This window comes from Nitrogeniibacter mangrovi, assembly GCF_010983895.1.
Classification (GTDB): Bacteria; Pseudomonadota; Gammaproteobacteria; order Burkholderiales; family Rhodocyclaceae; genus Nitrogeniibacter; species Nitrogeniibacter mangrovi.
Genome location: NZ_CP048836.1, coordinates 1,540,446 through 1,556,042 on the forward strand (window position 1 = coordinate 1,540,446; position 15,597 = coordinate 1,556,042).

A 15,597-nucleotide genomic window follows, 5' to 3' on the forward strand; every position below is an offset into this window, starting at 1 on the left:
CATGCATCGCGACCTCTTCAGACCTTACCTCGCCGCCACCGTCGCGGTGTGTCTGGTCGCGGCCATTGCCCTGCCGCTGCTGGGGCACCTGGACCTGGCGAACATCGCCATGCTGTTTCCGCTCGCGGTGCTGTTCTCCTCGATCCGGCTCGGGCGCGGGCCCGCGGTGCTGGCGGCGATCCTCTCGGTGGCGCTGTTCGACTTCTTCTTCGTGCCGCCACGCTTCACGCTCGTGGTCAGCGACCTGCAGTACCTGCTCACCTTTGCGGTGCTGCTGGCGGTCGCCCTGACCACCGCGCAGCTGGCCAGCCATCTGAGATACGAGCGCGACGCGGCGCGCAGTCGCGAGCACGCCGCGGTGGCGCTCAACGCGCTCGCCCAGGCCCTGTCCGGCGCCCTGACGGTGGACAGCGTCGGCGACGCCCTGCTGCGCCGCATGCCCGCCACCATCGGCAAGACCCGCGCGCTGCTGGTGCGTTCCGACACGGGGGCGTTCGAGGTGGCGGTCAGTTGCCTGAGCGCGGATGAAGCGGCGGCGCTGTGCGCCGAGGCCACGCGCTTCGCCGCCGCTGCGCCCGCCGGCGCGGCGATGCCGGCGCCCGAGCACGGGGCGCGGCGACTGCCCCTGTGGAGCGGTGCCGCGCTGCGCGGGGTCATCGTCATCGACGGTGCGCCGGGGGTGGCGCAGGCCACCCTCGACACCATGGGCGCCCTCATCGCCATCGCCCTGGAGCGGATCCACTATGTCGATGTTGCCCGGACCACCGAAGTGGACATGGCCACCGAGCGGCTGCGCAACACCCTGCTCGCCGCGCTCTCCCACGACATCCGCACCCCGCTGACCGCGCTGGTGGGGCTCGCCGATACCCTCGCCCTCACCGAGCCGGGGCTGTCGAACGAAGGCGTGGTGACGCTGGAGGCCATCCGCGAGGAGGCCCTGCGCACCAGCTCGCTGGTCAACAACCTGCTCGAGATGGCGCGCTTCAAGTCCGGCGCGGTGAAACTGAAACGCGAATGGCAGCCGCTCGAGGAGGTGGTCGGCGCCGCCCTGGCGGCGCGCCAGCGCCTGCTCGATGGACGCACGATCGAAGTGGACATTCCCCAGGATCTGCCCCTGGTCAACATCGACGCCGTGCTCATGGAGCGGGCCCTGTGCAACCTCATCGAGAACGCCGCCAAGTTCAGCCCCCGGTCGGGCGCCATTGCGATCTCGGCGCGCCGGGTGGATACGGGGGTCGCCATCGAGGTGAGCGACCAGGGCCCGGGCCTGGGGGCGATGCGGCAGCAGGCGGCGGGGGCCGGCGAAGCGCCACCGGGCGGCGAGAGCGGGCTGGGCCTGGCCATCGTGCGCACCATCGTGGCGGCCCATGACGGCACGGTGGAACTGGGCGAGGCACGGGGTGGTGGCGCCAACGTGCTGATCGTCCTGCCGCAGGCGGCGGACGCGACGGCGCAGGTGCCGGCCGCATGATGCCCCCCGGAGCTCCGCCGCCAGTCGTCGTCCTCGTGGAGGACGAACCGCACATCCGCCGCTTCCTGCGCACCGCGCTGGTGTCGGCGGGGGCCCTCGTGCACGAGGCCGATGGCTTCCAGGCCGGTCTGCGGCTGCTCAAGCAGCGCCCGCCGGATCTGGCCATCGTCGATCTGGGCCTGCCCGACGGCGACGGCGTCGACCTCATCGGCCAGGTGCGCGCGTGGTCGGCGATGCCGATCCTGGTGCTCTCGGCGCGCAGTGCCGAGGAGCAGAAGGTGGCCGCGCTCGACGCCGGGGGCGACGATTACCTCACCAAGCCCTTCGGCGTGGCGGAACTGCTGGCGCGGGTGCGGGCGCTGCTGCGCCGGGCGGTGCGCCCGCCGGTCGATACCGGCGCGATCTGCACCTTCGGCGACGTGAGTGTCGACCTGCAGAGCCGCACCATCACCCGGGCCGGGGCGCCGGTGCACCTGACGCCCATCGAATACAAGCTGCTCGGTCTGCTGATCGGCAACGCCGGGCGCGTGGTCACGCACCGGCGCCTGCTCACCGGCATCTGGGGGCCGGATCGGGTGGACCAGACCCAGTATCTGCGGGTGCACATGGCGGGGCTGCGGCGCAAGCTCGAGGACAATCCGGCCATGCCGAAGCACATCCTCACCGAATCCGGCGTGGGCTACCGGCTCAAACTGTGAACACCGATGCGCCGGTCAGCGGCGCCAGAAGTCCGGGGTGAACAGCACCAGCAGGGACAGCACCTCGAGGCGTCCGAGCAGCATGGTGAACACGCACACCCAGATCTGGAAATTGCTCAGGCCCGCGTAGTTGGTGGCCGGGCCCACCTGGTTGAGGCCGGGGCCGGCGTTGTTGATGCAGGCGATGATGGCGGTGAACGCGCTGAGGAAGTCGAGCCCCGAGAGCATGAGCAGGAAGCTCATGCCGACGATGCTCATGAAGTACAGGAAGATGAAGCCGAGCACGCCGATGATGATCTTGCCGGGCAGGCTGGCCCCGCCGATCTTGACCGGATCGACCATGGCCGGGTGGACCAGGCGGGTGAGTTCGCGTCGTGCCTGCTTGGCCAGCGACAGGGTGCGGATCATCTTGATGCCGCCCCCGGTGGAGCCGGAGCTGACGGTGACGCAGGAGAGGAAGAACATCCACAGGGAGGCGAAGATCGGCCAGTGGCCGAAATCCTGGCTCGCGTAACCGCAGTCGGTGGCCATCGACACCAGGTTGAAGGCGGTGTGCCGCAGCGCGGTGGGGAAGCTCGGATAGGTGCCGGTCTCCCACAGGTAGCCGGCCACTCCGAAGGTCGACACCACCAGCACCGAGACCACCGCCCGTGCCTCCGCATCACGCCACAGGGCCTTGAGGCTGCGCCCCTGGAAGGCGGCGAAGTAGGTGGCGAAGTTGAGCGCGGCGAGGGTCATGAACACGATCAGCACCGCTTCGATGGCGACGCTGTCGAAGGCGCCGACGCTGGCGTCCCGGGTCGAGAAGCCGCCCAGGCTGAGGGCCGAGAAGGCATGGCAGAGGGCGTCGAACCAGCTCATGCCGGCCAGCCGCAGGGACAGGGTGCAGGCGGCGGTGAGGCCGAAGTAGATGAGCCACAGGGCCTTGGCGGTGTCGCTGATCCGCGCCGTGAGCTTGGTGTCCTTGATCGGGCCCGGCACCTCGGCCTTGTACAGCTGCATGCCGCCGACGCCGAGCAGCGGCAGCACCGCCACGGCGAGCACGATGATGCCCATGCCGCCGAGCCAGTTCAGTTCATGGCGCCACAGGTTGATCGACGGCGGTGCGCCGTCGAGGCCGGTCATCACCGTCGCACCGGTGGTGGTGAGGCCGGACATGGTCTCGAAGTAGGCGTCCGTGAACGACATGTGCGGATAGACGGTCAGGAACGGCAGGGTCGCGATGCCCGCCATCATGGCCCAGGCGGCCACCACCAGGATGAAGCCGCCGCGCGAGCGCAGCTCCCGGTAGTGACGCCGGGTGCTCGAGTAGAGGATGAGCCCGGCGGCCAGGGTGACGAAGGTGGCGCCGCCATAGACCCGTTCGAGGCCGTCGCCCATCACCAGCGACCCGACCACCGGGATGGCGTAGGTGAAGCTGAAAAAGCACAGCAGACGCCCGAGCACATTGACGACCGGCAGCAGCTCCTCGATCACGCGTGGCCTCCGGGGTGGGTCGAGCCGATGGGCGCGCCACGGCCGGCCGCGCCGGACAGGGCGGCGGCACATTTCGTGACGATCGGGGCGGGAGCAGCGGGACGGGAACCAGGCATCAAGGCAGGGACGGGCGCCGCGTGCGGCGGCATCAGCGAGGACAGATGCGCTTGAGCGCGCACGCCCGGGATGCTAGCCGGAGCGGTATAAAGATTTCGTAAAGAATGAGGCGCCATGGGCCGTCGGGCCGAACCCGGGTCAGTCGCCGCCGGCCTTGAGCCGGTTGATCGCGAGGGTGGCGGCGGCGGTGCGGGTTTCCACCCCCTGCTTGGCGAACACGTGCTCCAGGTGTTTGTGCACGGTGCGCGGCGACAGGCCGAGGATGTCGCCGATGTCGCGGTTGGTCTTGCCCTTGGTGACCCAGTAGAGCACCTCGGCCTCGCGCTGGGTGAGGCCGAAGGCGGGCACGAGGGCCTCGATGCTGGCGCGGTCGGATTCCTCGCGCAGGCTCACCAGCCACTCGCCGTCGGGCGTCTGTTCGTTCAGGTTGAGCACCAGGCGGCGGTCGCCCACGGTGAGGGAGAAGGGCAGCACGGTCTGGCCGGCGGTGCGCGCGGTGGCGGCCGATTCGATCCAGTGGAGCAGATCGGCGGGGGCCCGGGCGCCGTCGGGCGGGGCGAATTCGGCCAGCAGCTGGCGCGCCCGTGGCGTTTGCCACACCAGTTCACCGGTGTCCATGCGCACCGCCAGGGTGGCCTGGCCGCTGGCGTCGAGGGCGTTGCGCGCCAGCGACATCTGCCGGGCCCCCTGCATGTGCGCGGCAATGCGCACGATCACCTCGCGCGGGCGGATGGGCTTGGTCACGTAGTCGATGCCGCCGGCGTCGAAGGCGGCCACCACGTGCTCGGTCTCGGTGAGCCCGGTCATGAACACGATGGGGATGTGCGCGGTGGTGAAATCCGCCTTGAGCCGGCGCGCCACCTCGAACCCGTCCATGCCGGGCATGAGCGCGTCGAGCAGGATCACGTCGGGCTGCTGACGCGCCGCACGGCTCAGCGCCGCCGCGCCGTCGGTGGCCACCAGCACGGCGAAACCGGCCTCGTCGAGCGCATCGTGCAGCAGCGACAGGTTGTCGGGGATGTCGTCCACGATGAGGACGACGCGGCGGGGGGCGGGGGGCTCAGAGGTCGGCATCTTGGCTGATCAGGGTCATGATCGCGTCGAAGCGGAACTGGCCGGCCAGTTGCCGCACCTTGTCCGCGAACGGGCGATAGCGGCCATCGGCGCGCTCGATGGTGTCGAGTTGTTCGAGAATGCCCCGAACATAGCCCATCTCGACCGGGTCGGCGAGCGCGTCGAGCATCGCCGCCGGGGGCAGGATCAGGGCATCGCCCGGGGCGCCACCGGGGGCGGGTGCGTCCGCGATCCATTCCAGTGGCAGCCGTGTGCCGATCCAGTCGAGCAGATCGTCCATCCGTACCGGTTTGACCAGAAAGTCTTGGGGCGGCAGGGCGACGTCGTTGTCCAGCCCCTTGTCGAAGGCGTTGGCGGAGATGACGGCGATGGCCGCGTTGCCGCTGCCCAGGGCGCGGATGCGGCGGATCGTCTCCCAGCCGTCGATGCCGGGCATGGCCAGATCCATGAAGATGATATCCGGTGCGAAGGGGCCGATCATCTTCAGGCATTCGAGCCCGGAAGCGGCCTGTGCCACCTCGAAGCCGAGGGGTTCGAGCACGCTGGCCAGAAGCTGGCGGTCTTCCGGTTCGTTGTCCACCACCAGGATGCGGCGACGCGGGCCGAGATAGCCGCGCCGGACCGAGCGCTTGGCCGGCAGTTGCGCTTCGGCGCCATGGACCTGGGGCAGGAACAGGCGCACGGTGAAGCGGGTGCCCTCGGGCGAGGTGCGCTCGAGGTGCAGCTCGCCGCCCATGACGTCGGCGAACATGCGGCTGATGGTCAGCCCCAGGCCCGAGCCGGCCGTGCCGCCGGCCGCACCGCCGCGCCCGAAGGGCTCGAAGACGCGTTCGGCGTCCTCGGCGCCAATGCCCGGCCCGGTGTCCTCCACATGGAAGGTGGCCATCTCGCGGGCGTAGCTCACCGCCAGCCGGACCCGCCCCCGGGCGGTGAACTTGACCGCGTTGCCGAGCAGGTTGATGAGGATCTGGCGCAGGCGCTTTTCGTCGGCGCGCACCACCGCCGGCAGGGTGCCGGCGATCTCGTAGTCGAAGCCCAGGCCCTTGCCGGCGGCCTGCGGTTCGAACATGTGCACGATCTGCTGCAGGAAGGCCGGGAAGTCGATGGGGCGCACGTCCAGGGTGAGCTTGCCGCCTTCGATGCGGGCGATGTCGAGGGTGCCTTCGATGAGCGAGAGCAGGTGGTCGCCGCTGCGGCGGATCACGCGGATGGCCTGCTGGCGCTGGGGCGGAATGCTCGGGTCGCCGTCGAGGATCTGGGCGTAGCCGAGGATGGAGTTGAGCGGCGTGCGCAGCTCGTGGCTGATGCCGGTGATGTAGCGGCTCTTGGCCCGGTTGGCCAGCTCGGCGGCCTGCTTGGCCTGCTGCAGGGCCTCGTCGGTGCGGCGGTGATCCTCGATCTCCTGCATGAGCAGGGCCGTCTGGCGGTTGGATTCCTCCTGCGCCACCTGGCGGCTCTTGTGGGTCAGCACCAGCCACCAGGCCACCACGGCGGCCACCAGCACCAGCGCCGCGAAGGTTTTGACGAAGGCCAGCCGCAGCGCCGGGCCGAGGGCCTCGGCGGCGCTGCCGAGCACGCGCAGCTCATGGTAGTAGAGCATGCCCAGCAGCAGCGCGAGGAAGGGCAGGATCGCGGCCATGAGGAGGACGAAATGACCGATGCCGGTGTCCAGATACGGCCACAGCCGTGGTGGCAGCAGGCGCTGCATGGCACCGGTCCATTGGGCCGAGATCCGGGCGTGGGGCTTGCACTGGTCGTGGCAGCGTGCGTCCAGGGCGCAGCACAGGGAGCAGATCGAGCCACCGTAGGCGGGGCAGCCGGAGATGTCGTCGGCCTCGTAGTGGCGTTCGCAGACCACGCATTCGTGGTGGCCGGTCGCGCCGGCCTCCGCGGGCCGTGCAATATAGTATCGGCCGCCCGTGGCCCAGGCGATGAGCGGGGCGGCCACCATGGCGGTGACCAGCGCGATGAGCGCCGAGAAGGCCTGGGCCGTGTCACCGAACAGCCCGAAGTAGGCCGACACCGACAGCAGCGAGGCGAGCAGCATGGCGCCGACGCCGACCGGGTTGATGTCGTACAGATGGGCGCGCTTGAACTCGATGCCTTTGGGCGAGAGCCCCAGCGGCTTGTTGATGACCAGGTCGGCCACCACCGCCATGATCCACGAGATGGCGATGTTGGAATACAGCCCCAGCACCCGGCCGAGCGCCTGGAACACGTCCAGTTCCATGAGCACCAGGGCGATGAGGGTGTTGAACACCACCCACACCACGCGCCCCGGGTGGCTGTGGGTCAGCCGCGCGAAGAAGTTCGACCACGCCAGCGAGCCGGCATAGGCGTTGGTGACGTTGATCTTGAGCTGGGAGATGACCACGAACAGGGCCGTGGCCGCGACCGCCCAGCCTTGCTTCGAGAACACGTATTCGTAGGCCACCAGGTACATCTGGTTGGGGTCGACGGCGCGCTCTGGCGGCACCGAGTGGCTGATGGCCAGGTAGGCGAGCAGGGCGCCACCGAGCATCTTGATCACCCCGGGCACCACCCAGCCGGGGCCGCCGATGAGCACCGCGAGGTTCCAGCGCCGGCGATTGGCCGCGGTGCGCTCGGGCATGAAGCGCAGGTAGTCCACCTGCTCGCCCATCTGGGTGATGAGGGCGATGCCGACCGTGAGTGCGGCGCCGAAGGCGGTGAGGTCGAACTGGCCGAACTGGCCGCTCTTGCCGGGGTAGTGGATCATGCCGTCGACCACGGCCGGGTTCTGGCTCAGGACGTAGGCGAAGGGCACGACCAGCATGAGGAACCACAGCGGCTGGGTGATGACCTGCAGCCAGCTGATGGCGGTGACGCCGTGGGTGACCAGCGGGATGATCACCAGCGCGCACAGCAGATAACCCCACACCGGCGGGATGTCGAAGGCCAGATCGAGGGCGTAGGCCATGATGGCCGCCTCGAGTGCAAAGAAGATGAAGGTGAAGCTGGCGTAGATCAGCGAGGTGATGGTCGAGCCCAGGTAGCCGAATCCGGCGCCCCGGGTGAGCAGGTCCATGTCCAGGCCGTAGCGGGCCGCGTAGCGACTGATGGGGATGCCGGCCAGAAAGATGATCAGCCCGGTCGCGAGGATCGCCCACAGGGCGTTCCAGAAGCCGTATTCGACCAGCAGCGCCCCACCGACCGCCTCGAGCACCAGAAAGGCCGCGGCGCCGAAGGCGGTGTTCGCCACCCGCAGCTCCGACCAGCGCCGGAAACTGTGGGGCGTGAAGCGCAGGGCGTAGTCCTCGAGCGTCTCCCGCGCGACCCAGCTGTTGTAGTCGCGACGCACCTTGACGACACGCTGGACCGGCGTGGCGTCGGCGCGGGGAGGGGCGGCAGGGGAGGCGGCGGGGATGTCGGGCACAGCGAGAGCATACCCGCCGCCGTGGGGCCGGTGGTATGCGCCATTGCGCGTAGCGCTGTCATTGATTTGTCACGAGGCGGCATTGACGGTCACAAGCTGCCGCCCGCGGGAGCGACGGCGAGAGCGGCGTTGCGAGCGCGCCGCATGGTCCCGGCGCCGGCGCCAGCTGCGCCGTTGCGCCGCCCCCTGTTGCGTTGTTCGGGGCGCCCTGCCGCGATGGCGGGGTCGGTCGCCCGCTGCCGGGTCCTGCCGGACGTGCCCGCTCCGCGTGGCGCGCCGGGCGCCCTGACGAACGCCTGTTTCACATGACTGTAATGTTACTGACAAATAATGGCGCCGCTTGAGTACTGCCGGCATCGACACCACCACCACGGTGCCGGCGGGATTCATCGAAACGCGGTGCGTACCGGAATGTCCGGTGCGTGTCCGGGATTTTCTCTACAGGAGGTTTCTTGATGAAAAAGGCGGCCATCGCCCTCGCGGTTCTCTCCGCGGCCACCCTTGGCTCCGCGCATGCACAGTCTTCGCGCGATTACATCAGCATCGTCGGTTCGTCGACGGTGTACCCGTTTGCCACGGTCGTTGCCGAGCAGTTCGGCAAGTCGACCAAGTTCAAGACTCCGAAGATCGAGTCGACCGGTTCGGGCGGCGGCTTCAAGCTGTTCTGCGCCGGCGTCGGCGTGCAGCATCCTGACATCACCAACGCCTCGCGTGCGATCAAGAAGTCCGAGGTCGACACCTGCGCCGCCAACGGCGTGAAGGAAATCGTCCAGGTCAAGATCGGCTATGACGGCATCTCCGTCGCTCATGCCAAGACCGGCAAGGCCATCGACGTGAGCCGCAAGGAACTGTACCTGGCCCTGGCCAAGGAAGTGCCGAGCCCGGACGGTGCCGAGAAGCTGGTGCCGAACCCGTACAAGACCTGGAACGAAATCAACGCCAAGCTGCCGGCCACCAAGATCGAAGTGCTCGGCCCCCCGCCGACCTCCGGGACCCGCGACGCCTTCGTGGAACTGGTCATGGACCACGGTTGCGAGCAGTTCGGTTTCGTCAAGGCCATGAAGAAGGCCGATAAGAAGGCCTTCAAGGCCGCCTGCCAGACCGTGCGTGAAGACGGCGGCTACATCGAGGCCGGCGAAAACGACAACCTGATCGTGCAGAAGCTCGAAGCCAACCCAGCCGCCTACGGCATCTTCGGCTACAGCTACCTGGATCAGAACCGCGACAAGATCGAGGGCGTGGCGATCGAAGGCGTGAAGCCCGAGTTCGAAACCATCTCCAGCGGCAAGTACCCGGTCTCCCGTCCGCTGTTCTTCTACGTGAAGAAGGCGCACGTGGGCGTGATCCCGGGCATGAAGGAGTACCTCGCCGAATTCACCAGCGAAAAGGCAATGGGTGAAGAGGGCTATCTGGCCGAGCGCGGCCTGATCCCGCTGCCCGCCAATGAGTACGCCGAGGTCAAGAAGACGGTGATGAACCTCACGCCGATGCAGTAAAATATGGGCCCGTCAGGCGGCCTCGCGCCGCCTGACGGTTGTCTGTTGTTCTGTGCATAGCGATTCGACCGTGATTCAGACTCCCATCATCGTATTGCTGCTGCTGGCGTTGAGCTCGGCAGCTTTTTATTTTGGACGTCGGCGTGCGTTTGCCGTCTCCGGTGGGCACGTGCGCAACCTGCACTCGTTGCCGGGCTACTACGGTCTGTACGTGGCCATGTGGGCGGCCGTGCCGTCACTGGTTCTGCTGGGTCTGTGGCTGACGCTCGAGAATTCCATCATCACCCAGATGGTGCTGGCACAGATGCCCGAGGCCATCCGCAGCCTCGAGCCGGCCAAGCTCAATCTGGTGATCAACGACCTGCACAACCTGGTGCAGGGCAATATCGTTTCCGGCGAGCCGGACGCCACCATGCAGGCGGCGGCCGAGCATTACGCATCCCTCAAGGCCACCAGCAAACTGATCCTGGTCGCGCTGACCATGGGCATCGCCGCGGTGGCAGGCTGGTTCGCCTTCGCGCGCATCAAGCCGGCCCATCGGGCCCGCAACGGGGTCGAGCGCATCTTCATGGTCCTGATGATCGGCTGCTCGATGGTTGCCATCCTGACCACGGTCGGCATCGTCCTGTCGGTGCTGTTCGAGTCGATCCGCTTCTTCCATGCGGTGCCGATTCACGAATTTCTCTTCGGCCTGGACTGGAGCCCGCAGATTGCGCTGCGCGCTGATCAGGCCGGCTCCTCCGGTGCCTTCGGCGCCATTCCGCTGTTTGCCGGCACCCTGATGATTACGATCATCGCCATGATCGTCGCCGTGCCGGTGGGGCTGATGTCCGCCTTCTATCTGGCCGAGTACGCCAGCGCCAAGGTCCGGGCGGTGGCCAAACCGCTGCTCGAGGTGCTCGCCGGCATCCCCACCGTCGTCTACGGCTTCTTCGCCGCCCTGACGGTGGCCCCCTTCATTCGCGAAAACGGCACCCTGCTGGGCCTGGATGTCGCCTCCGAAAGCGCGCTGGCGGCCGGTCTGGTGATGGGCATCATGATCATTCCGTTCGTGTCGTCCCTGTCCGACGACGTGATCAACGCCGTGCCCCAGTCCCTGCGCGACGGGGCCTACGGCATGGGCGCGACCCAGTCCGAGACGGTGCGCAAGGTCATCTTCCCGGCCGCGCTGCCGGGGATCGTCGGCGCCGTGCTGCTGGCGGTCTCCCGCGCCATCGGCGAGACCATGATCGTGGTGATGGCCGCGGGTCTGTCTGCCAATCTGACCGCGAACCCGTTCGAGGCGGTGACCACCGTCACGGTCCAGATCGTCACGCTGCTGGTGGGCGACCAGGAGTTCGATAGCCCGAAGACGCTGGCCGCCTTCGCGCTCGGGCTGGTGCTATTCATCGTGACCCTGTTGCTGAACGTGCTGGCCCTCTACATCGTCCGCAAATACCGAGAGCAGTATGACTGACACGACCTCCGATCCGCAGCAAAGCCGGGGCGAGCGCAACTTCGAGATCGTCATGGCCGGCATGAAGAAGCGCCGTGCCGCCGAAGCCCGGTTCCGGTTCTACGGTCAGTTCGCGGTGGGCCTCGGTCTGACCTTCCTGCTGGTGCTGATGTTCAGCATCGTCAGCAAGGGCTACTCGGCGTTCTGGCAGACCTACATCCGTCTGGACGTGCCGCTGGTGGCCGAGAAGATCGATCCGGAAGGCACCCGCGACGTGACGACGCTGCGCCGTGCCAACTACAGCGGCCTGATCAAGCAGCATCTGCGCGACCTGTTCCCCGAAGTGACCAAGCGGCGCGACCGCTTCGCCCTCTATGGTCTGGTAAGCAACGGGGCGGAGTTCGAACTGCGTGACATGGTGCTCGCCAACCCGGAATTGATCGGCAAGACGGTGTCGGTCTGGGTGCCCGCCGACGACGACGTGGACATGCTCATGAAAGGCCATCTGAGCCGCAAGGGGCCGGAGGCCGACCGCCGCATCAAGGACAACCAGCTGGGGTGGATCGACACCTTGAAGGCCGACGGGCGCCTCGAGTCGCGCTTCAATACCGCGTTCTTCACCAACGGCGACTCGCGCGATCCCGAACTGGCCGGCATTCGGGGCGCCCTGGTCGGCACCATCTTCACGCTGGTGGTGACGCTTACCCTGTCGTTCCCGCTGGGCGTGGCCGCGGCGGTGTATCTGGAAGAATTCGCGCCCAAGAATCGCTGGACCGACCTCATCGAGGTCAACATCAACAACCTCGCCGCGGTGCCGTCCATCGTCTTCGGTCTGCTCGGCCTGGCGGTGTTCATCAATTTCTTCCAGATGCCACGTTCGGCGCCGCTGGTCGGAGGTCTGGTGCTCACGCTGATGACCCTGCCGACCATCATCATCGCCGGCCGGGCGGCGCTCAAATCGGTACCCCCGTCCATTCGCGAGGCGGCACTCGGTATCGGCGCCTCGCCCATGCAGGCGGTGTTCTACCATGTGCTCCCGCAGGCCTTGCCGGGGATGCTCACCGGCACCATCATCGGCATGGCGCAGGCGCTGGGCGAGACCGCACCGCTGCTGATGATCGGCATGGTGGCCTTCATCGCGGACATTCCGGGCAGCATCACCGATCCGTCCACGGCGCTGCCGGTGCAGATCTACCTGTGGGCGGACAGCCCTGAGCGGGCCTACGTCGAGCGCACTTCTGCGGCCATCATGGTGCTGCTCGCATTTCTTGCCCTGATGAACGCCGTGGCCGTGCTGCTGCGCAAGCGTTTTGAGCGCCGCTGGTAAGGAAGGCATCATGAGAATGAATCACGACGAGCCCAATACGCCCATGAATCAAGGCAAAGCTATGAGTGTCGAGACTTTCGAGGACACACAGAAGGCGGAGGTCAGTGCGCCGAAGTCGACGGCCACGGTGCATCGCGACGTGCGCGATACGGTCGGCAATGCCCGTGTCGAGGACCCGCGCATCCGCTGCACCGACGTCAATGTGTTCTATGGTGACAAGCACGCCATTCAGGACATCAGCCTGGATGTGGGCAAGGGCGAGGTGCTGGCGATGATCGGCCCGTCCGGGTGTGGCAAAAGTACCTTCCTGCGCTGCATCAACCGGATGAACGATACCGTTGCCAGCTGCCGGGTGACCGGTGAAATTCTGCTCGACGGCGAAGACATCAACGGCAAGCACATCGACGTGGTGCCGCTGCGCGCCCGCGTGTCCATGGTGTTCCAGAAACCCAACCCGTTCCCCAAGTCCATCTACGAGAACGTGGCCTTCGGCCCCAAGATCCACGGGCTGGTCCAGTCCAAGGCGGACCTGGACGTGGTCGTCGAGAGCAGCCTGCGCAAGGCCAACCTGTGGGACGAGGTCAAGGACCGGCTCGACGATCCGGGCATTGGCCTGTCGGGGGGGCAGCAGCAGCGTCTGTGCATCGCCCGTTCGATCGCCATCGAGCCGGAAGTGATCCTGATGGACGAGCCGTGCTCGGCGCTGGACCCGATCTCCACCGCCAAGGTCGAGCAGCTGATCGACGAGCTGCGCCAGCAGTACTCCATCTGCATCGTGACCCACTCGATGCAGCAGGCGGCGCGCGTCTCCCAGCGTGTGGCCTATTTCCACCTCGGTCACCTGATCGAGATCGGCCCGACTGACGACATCTTCATCAAGCCGCAGCACCAGCTGACCGAAGACTACATCACGGGTCGATTCGGCTGATCCGAGCCGGGCTGTCTGGATGGAAAAAACGCCCCGGCCGGGGCGTTTTTTCATGGCAGGGTGATCGTCAGCGTCGGCGCGCGCGGTGCCAGTTGCACGATACCGGCGTACGGGGCGAGCGTCTTGCGGGTGGCGCCATCGAGCACGTAGCGCAGCCCCAGATACCCGATGAGGCCGCCCAATGCCAGGATCGAGGCCAGCGCCCAGACGGGCAGTTCGCGCTTCAAGGCATGAGCGACCCGGTCGGGAATCTCCCAATGGGGCGCGAATCCGCCCCGCTTGCCCTTGATATGGGTGATCTGCTCTCCCAGCTGTGCGGTCAGATAGGCGAGCTTCTCCGGCCCTTCGAGCAGATATTTGCCCTGGAAGCCGATCAGCAGGCACATCTGGAATACCTCAAGGGCGTCGATCCGTCGTGCGCCACCGTTGCGGGCGGTCTCGAGCTTGTCGAAGAAATGCTCGCCAGCGAGCTGATCGCCGAACAAGGTCAGCTGTAGCGGACGGCGCTCCCAGGCGTCGCGGATGCTCAGCCGCGACGAAAGAATGGCTTCGTCCACCGTGGCGCAGAAGGCGTATTTGGCGTCGAAGATGTCTTCGGGGGCGAAATGCCGTTTCTGCGCACGACGCTCGAAGTCGGCGAGGAATTTCTGGATCTGCGTGGTGAACCGGTCGGCGTCCGAGGGGGCCTTGCGGTTCTTGAGCAGGAACACCATGTAGAAGCCGTCGTAAAGCAGGTCCACGAGTCCGTGAGGCGAAGGCGTCGCGGTGTCCGCGGTCGTCGGGCGGCGGGTGTCACCGAACAGGGAGGGCGGTGCGGTTGTCGTCATGAGGTGATGGCAATCAGTTCGAGTTCGAGGTCTTGATAGCTTTCTGGCGCGTAGATGGTGATGGCCCCCGACTTGAGCATGCGCTCATAGAGCGGGTTACGCGGGTCGAGGGCGAAATAGCAGGCGCCAGGTTTGACAGGAATGGCCGGTGGCACCTGTGCGGCGTGGTTCAGACGCACCCCGGACATGGCGGAGAGGACGAGCTTCTCCACATCGTCGGGCGCACCGATCTTGAATTGCAGCGGCACCGACTCGATGAGCTGTGCGGCTGGCGCGGCGGCGTTCACCGACAGGTAGAAGGCCGTGTCGTCGGTGATCTTGTCCGAATCGAGACGTCCGACGTGGAAAGCCGGCTTCGGCTGGGTGAGGGCGATCGCGAAGTAGCGGGTCGAGATCACGGTCTCGAGCAACTCGCGCAGCAGGTGGTCCAGCTTCAGGAAGGCAGGCCCCGGGGCTGCGTGATCGTAGGCGGGCAGATCGCCGACGGTGAATGCCTTGGAGAAGGTCATCAACCCGCCGGCCAGACGCAGCAGCTCCTGGAACAAGCGTTCCGGGTGCAGCTTGGGATTGCGATGCAGGTGAGACAGCGCGGCATAGGCGCTGCTCGCGGTATGCAGCAGCCAGAACGAGGCAATGTCGCCGGAACGGAATTCGATGATGTGCTTGGACGGTTCGCGGTGAAAGCCATAGAGGGCGTTGATCTTGGCCTGCAGGGCATCAAGTAGTCGCCGCAGCTGCAGTTGCAGCAGCGGCGCGCCGGCCAGCGTGAGCGCCGGTGCGACGAAGCCGGGATCTTTCTCGTAACCGTTGGCCGGCGTTTTGCGCAGGCGCAGCAAAGGGAGGGTCAGATAGGCGTCGGACGGTTCCGTGGCCGCTTTCAGGATTGCGCTCTTCACCAGAAACGGGAGTTCCGCCTCGGCGGCATCGGTGAACAGATCGCCGACGGTGCGGTTGTCGATGGCGTAACGGGCGGTGTCGGCACCGGATTCGGCTGCGCGGCAATTGCCCCCATGGGCATGAAGATGTTGCAGCGCCAAGCGGAACTCGGTACTCGAGTCCTCGAAGGCGATGGCGGCCAGATCGAGCGGTGGGGGGAGGCGGTCGACATCCGGTGCCAGGTAGCGCTCACCGTTTGGCAGCACGGCATCGATGCGCTCGATGCGCAAGGTGCCGCCCGCCAGAGCGTCGGTGTCGATCTCGAGGGCCCGAAGCCCCCATCCGAAGGGTTGCGCGGTCAGCAGTGACTGGCGTGACAGCGCTTCGTGGTAGGCGTCCTGTTGCTGAAAATGCTGCGGGCGCAGGAAGAGGCCTTCGCCCCAGAGAACTTTGCTGTGGTGGCTCAATGAGAATCCTG

11 protein-coding genes are annotated in these 15,597 nt (G+C 66.9%); 6 read left to right on the top strand and 5 right to left on the bottom strand.

Features of this window, described 5'->3' with window-relative positions; translation table 11 throughout:
* Nucleotide 1: 1 nt before the first annotated feature.
* Together G3580_RS07130 and G3580_RS07135 are read left to right on the top strand one after the other, a co-directional pair.
* A complete protein-coding gene (locus G3580_RS07130) occupies nt 2-1,471 on the top strand; it encodes a DUF4118 domain-containing protein (protein ID WP_173764605.1) in 1,470 nt (489 codons plus the stop codon).
* Nucleotides 1,468-2,169 carry a response regulator gene (locus G3580_RS07135; RefSeq protein WP_217424622.1) on the top strand — a complete coding sequence of 234 codons (702 nt, stop codon included), beginning with the start codon at nt 1,468-1,470 and terminating at the stop codon, nt 2,167-2,169. The genes G3580_RS07130 and G3580_RS07135 overlap by 4 nt, the downstream gene beginning before the upstream one ends.
* A gap of 15 nt (nt 2,170-2,184) precedes the next feature.
* On the opposite strand, the gene G3580_RS07140 is transcribed toward G3580_RS07135, so the two are convergent.
* From G3580_RS07140 to G3580_RS07150, 3 genes are all read right to left on the bottom strand, one after another.
* Complete coding sequence (locus G3580_RS07140) at nt 2,185-3,645, bottom strand: TrkH family potassium uptake protein (protein WP_217424623.1); 1,461 nt, start codon at nt 3,643-3,645, stop codon at nt 2,185-2,187.
* 255 nt (nt 3,646-3,900) lie between these two features.
* Nucleotides 3,901-4,836 (bottom strand): response regulator, encoded by a 936-nt coding sequence (locus G3580_RS07145; protein WP_173764606.1) that lies wholly within the window; start codon nt 4,834-4,836, stop codon nt 3,901-3,903.
* On the bottom strand, nt 4,823-8,230 hold the full coding sequence (locus G3580_RS07150) for an ATP-binding protein (RefSeq protein WP_173764607.1): 3,408 nt from the start codon (nt 8,228-8,230) through the stop codon (nt 4,823-4,825). The genes G3580_RS07145 and G3580_RS07150 overlap by 14 nt, the downstream gene beginning before the upstream one ends.
* 455 nt (nt 8,231-8,685) lie before the next feature.
* Here G3580_RS07150 and G3580_RS07155 point away from each other — a divergent pair, with 455 nt between their 5' ends.
* From G3580_RS07155 to pstB, 4 genes are all read left to right on the top strand, one after another.
* Nucleotides 8,686-9,726, top strand: coding sequence for a PstS family phosphate ABC transporter substrate-binding protein (locus G3580_RS07155; protein WP_173764608.1), 1,041 nt, complete (start codon nt 8,686-8,688; stop codon nt 9,724-9,726).
* Between the two features lie 70 nt (nt 9,727-9,796).
* The gene (pstC, locus tag G3580_RS07160; RefSeq protein WP_228720794.1) at nt 9,797-11,182 is read left to right on the top strand and encodes a phosphate ABC transporter permease subunit PstC; all 1,386 of its coding nucleotides are present in this window, start codon (nt 9,797-9,799) and stop codon (nt 11,180-11,182) included.
* The gene (gene pstA, locus G3580_RS07165) at nt 11,175-12,488 is read left to right on the top strand and encodes a phosphate ABC transporter permease PstA (protein WP_173764609.1); all 1,314 of its coding nucleotides are present in this window, start codon (nt 11,175-11,177) and stop codon (nt 12,486-12,488) included. Before pstC ends, pstA begins: the two co-directional genes overlap by 8 nt.
* Nucleotides 12,489-12,549: 61 nt before the next feature.
* A complete protein-coding gene (pstB, locus tag G3580_RS07170) occupies nt 12,550-13,416 on the top strand; it encodes a phosphate ABC transporter ATP-binding protein PstB (protein WP_173764610.1) in 867 nt (288 codons plus the stop codon).
* 50 nt (nt 13,417-13,466) lie between these two features.
* Here pstB and icmH read toward each other — a convergent pair whose 3' ends face one another.
* Together icmH and tssK are read right to left on the bottom strand one after the other, a co-directional pair.
* Nucleotides 13,467-14,243, bottom strand: coding sequence for a type IVB secretion system protein IcmH/DotU (gene icmH, locus G3580_RS07175; protein ID WP_173764611.1), 777 nt, complete (start codon nt 14,241-14,243; stop codon nt 13,467-13,469).
* The gene (gene tssK, locus G3580_RS07180; protein ID WP_173764612.1) at nt 14,240-15,586 is read right to left on the bottom strand and encodes a type VI secretion system baseplate subunit TssK; all 1,347 of its coding nucleotides are present in this window, start codon (nt 15,584-15,586) and stop codon (nt 14,240-14,242) included. Before tssK ends, icmH begins: the two co-directional genes overlap by 4 nt.
* Between the last annotated feature and the right edge of the window lie 11 nt (nt 15,587-15,597).

Coding starts and splice junctions, on each gene's coding strand:
- G3580_RS07130 (WP_173764605.1), top strand. CDS start 2: ATGCATCGCGACCTCTTCAGACCTTACCTCGCCGCCACCGTCGCGGTG.
- G3580_RS07135 (WP_217424622.1), top strand. CDS start 1,468: ATGATGCCCCCCGGAGCTCCGCCGCCAGTCGTCGTCCTCGTGGAGGAC.
- G3580_RS07145 (WP_173764606.1), bottom strand. CDS start 4,836: ATGCCGACCTCTGAGCCCCCCGCCCCCCGCCGCGTCGTCCTCATCGTG.
- G3580_RS07155 (WP_173764608.1), top strand. CDS start 8,686: ATGAAAAAGGCGGCCATCGCCCTCGCGGTTCTCTCCGCGGCCACCCTT.
- pstA (WP_173764609.1), top strand. CDS start 11,175: ATGACTGACACGACCTCCGATCCGCAGCAAAGCCGGGGCGAGCGCAAC.
- pstB (WP_173764610.1), top strand. CDS start 12,550: ATGAGTGTCGAGACTTTCGAGGACACACAGAAGGCGGAGGTCAGTGCG.
- icmH (WP_173764611.1), bottom strand. CDS start 14,243: ATGACGACAACCGCACCGCCCTCCCTGTTCGGTGACACCCGCCGCCCG.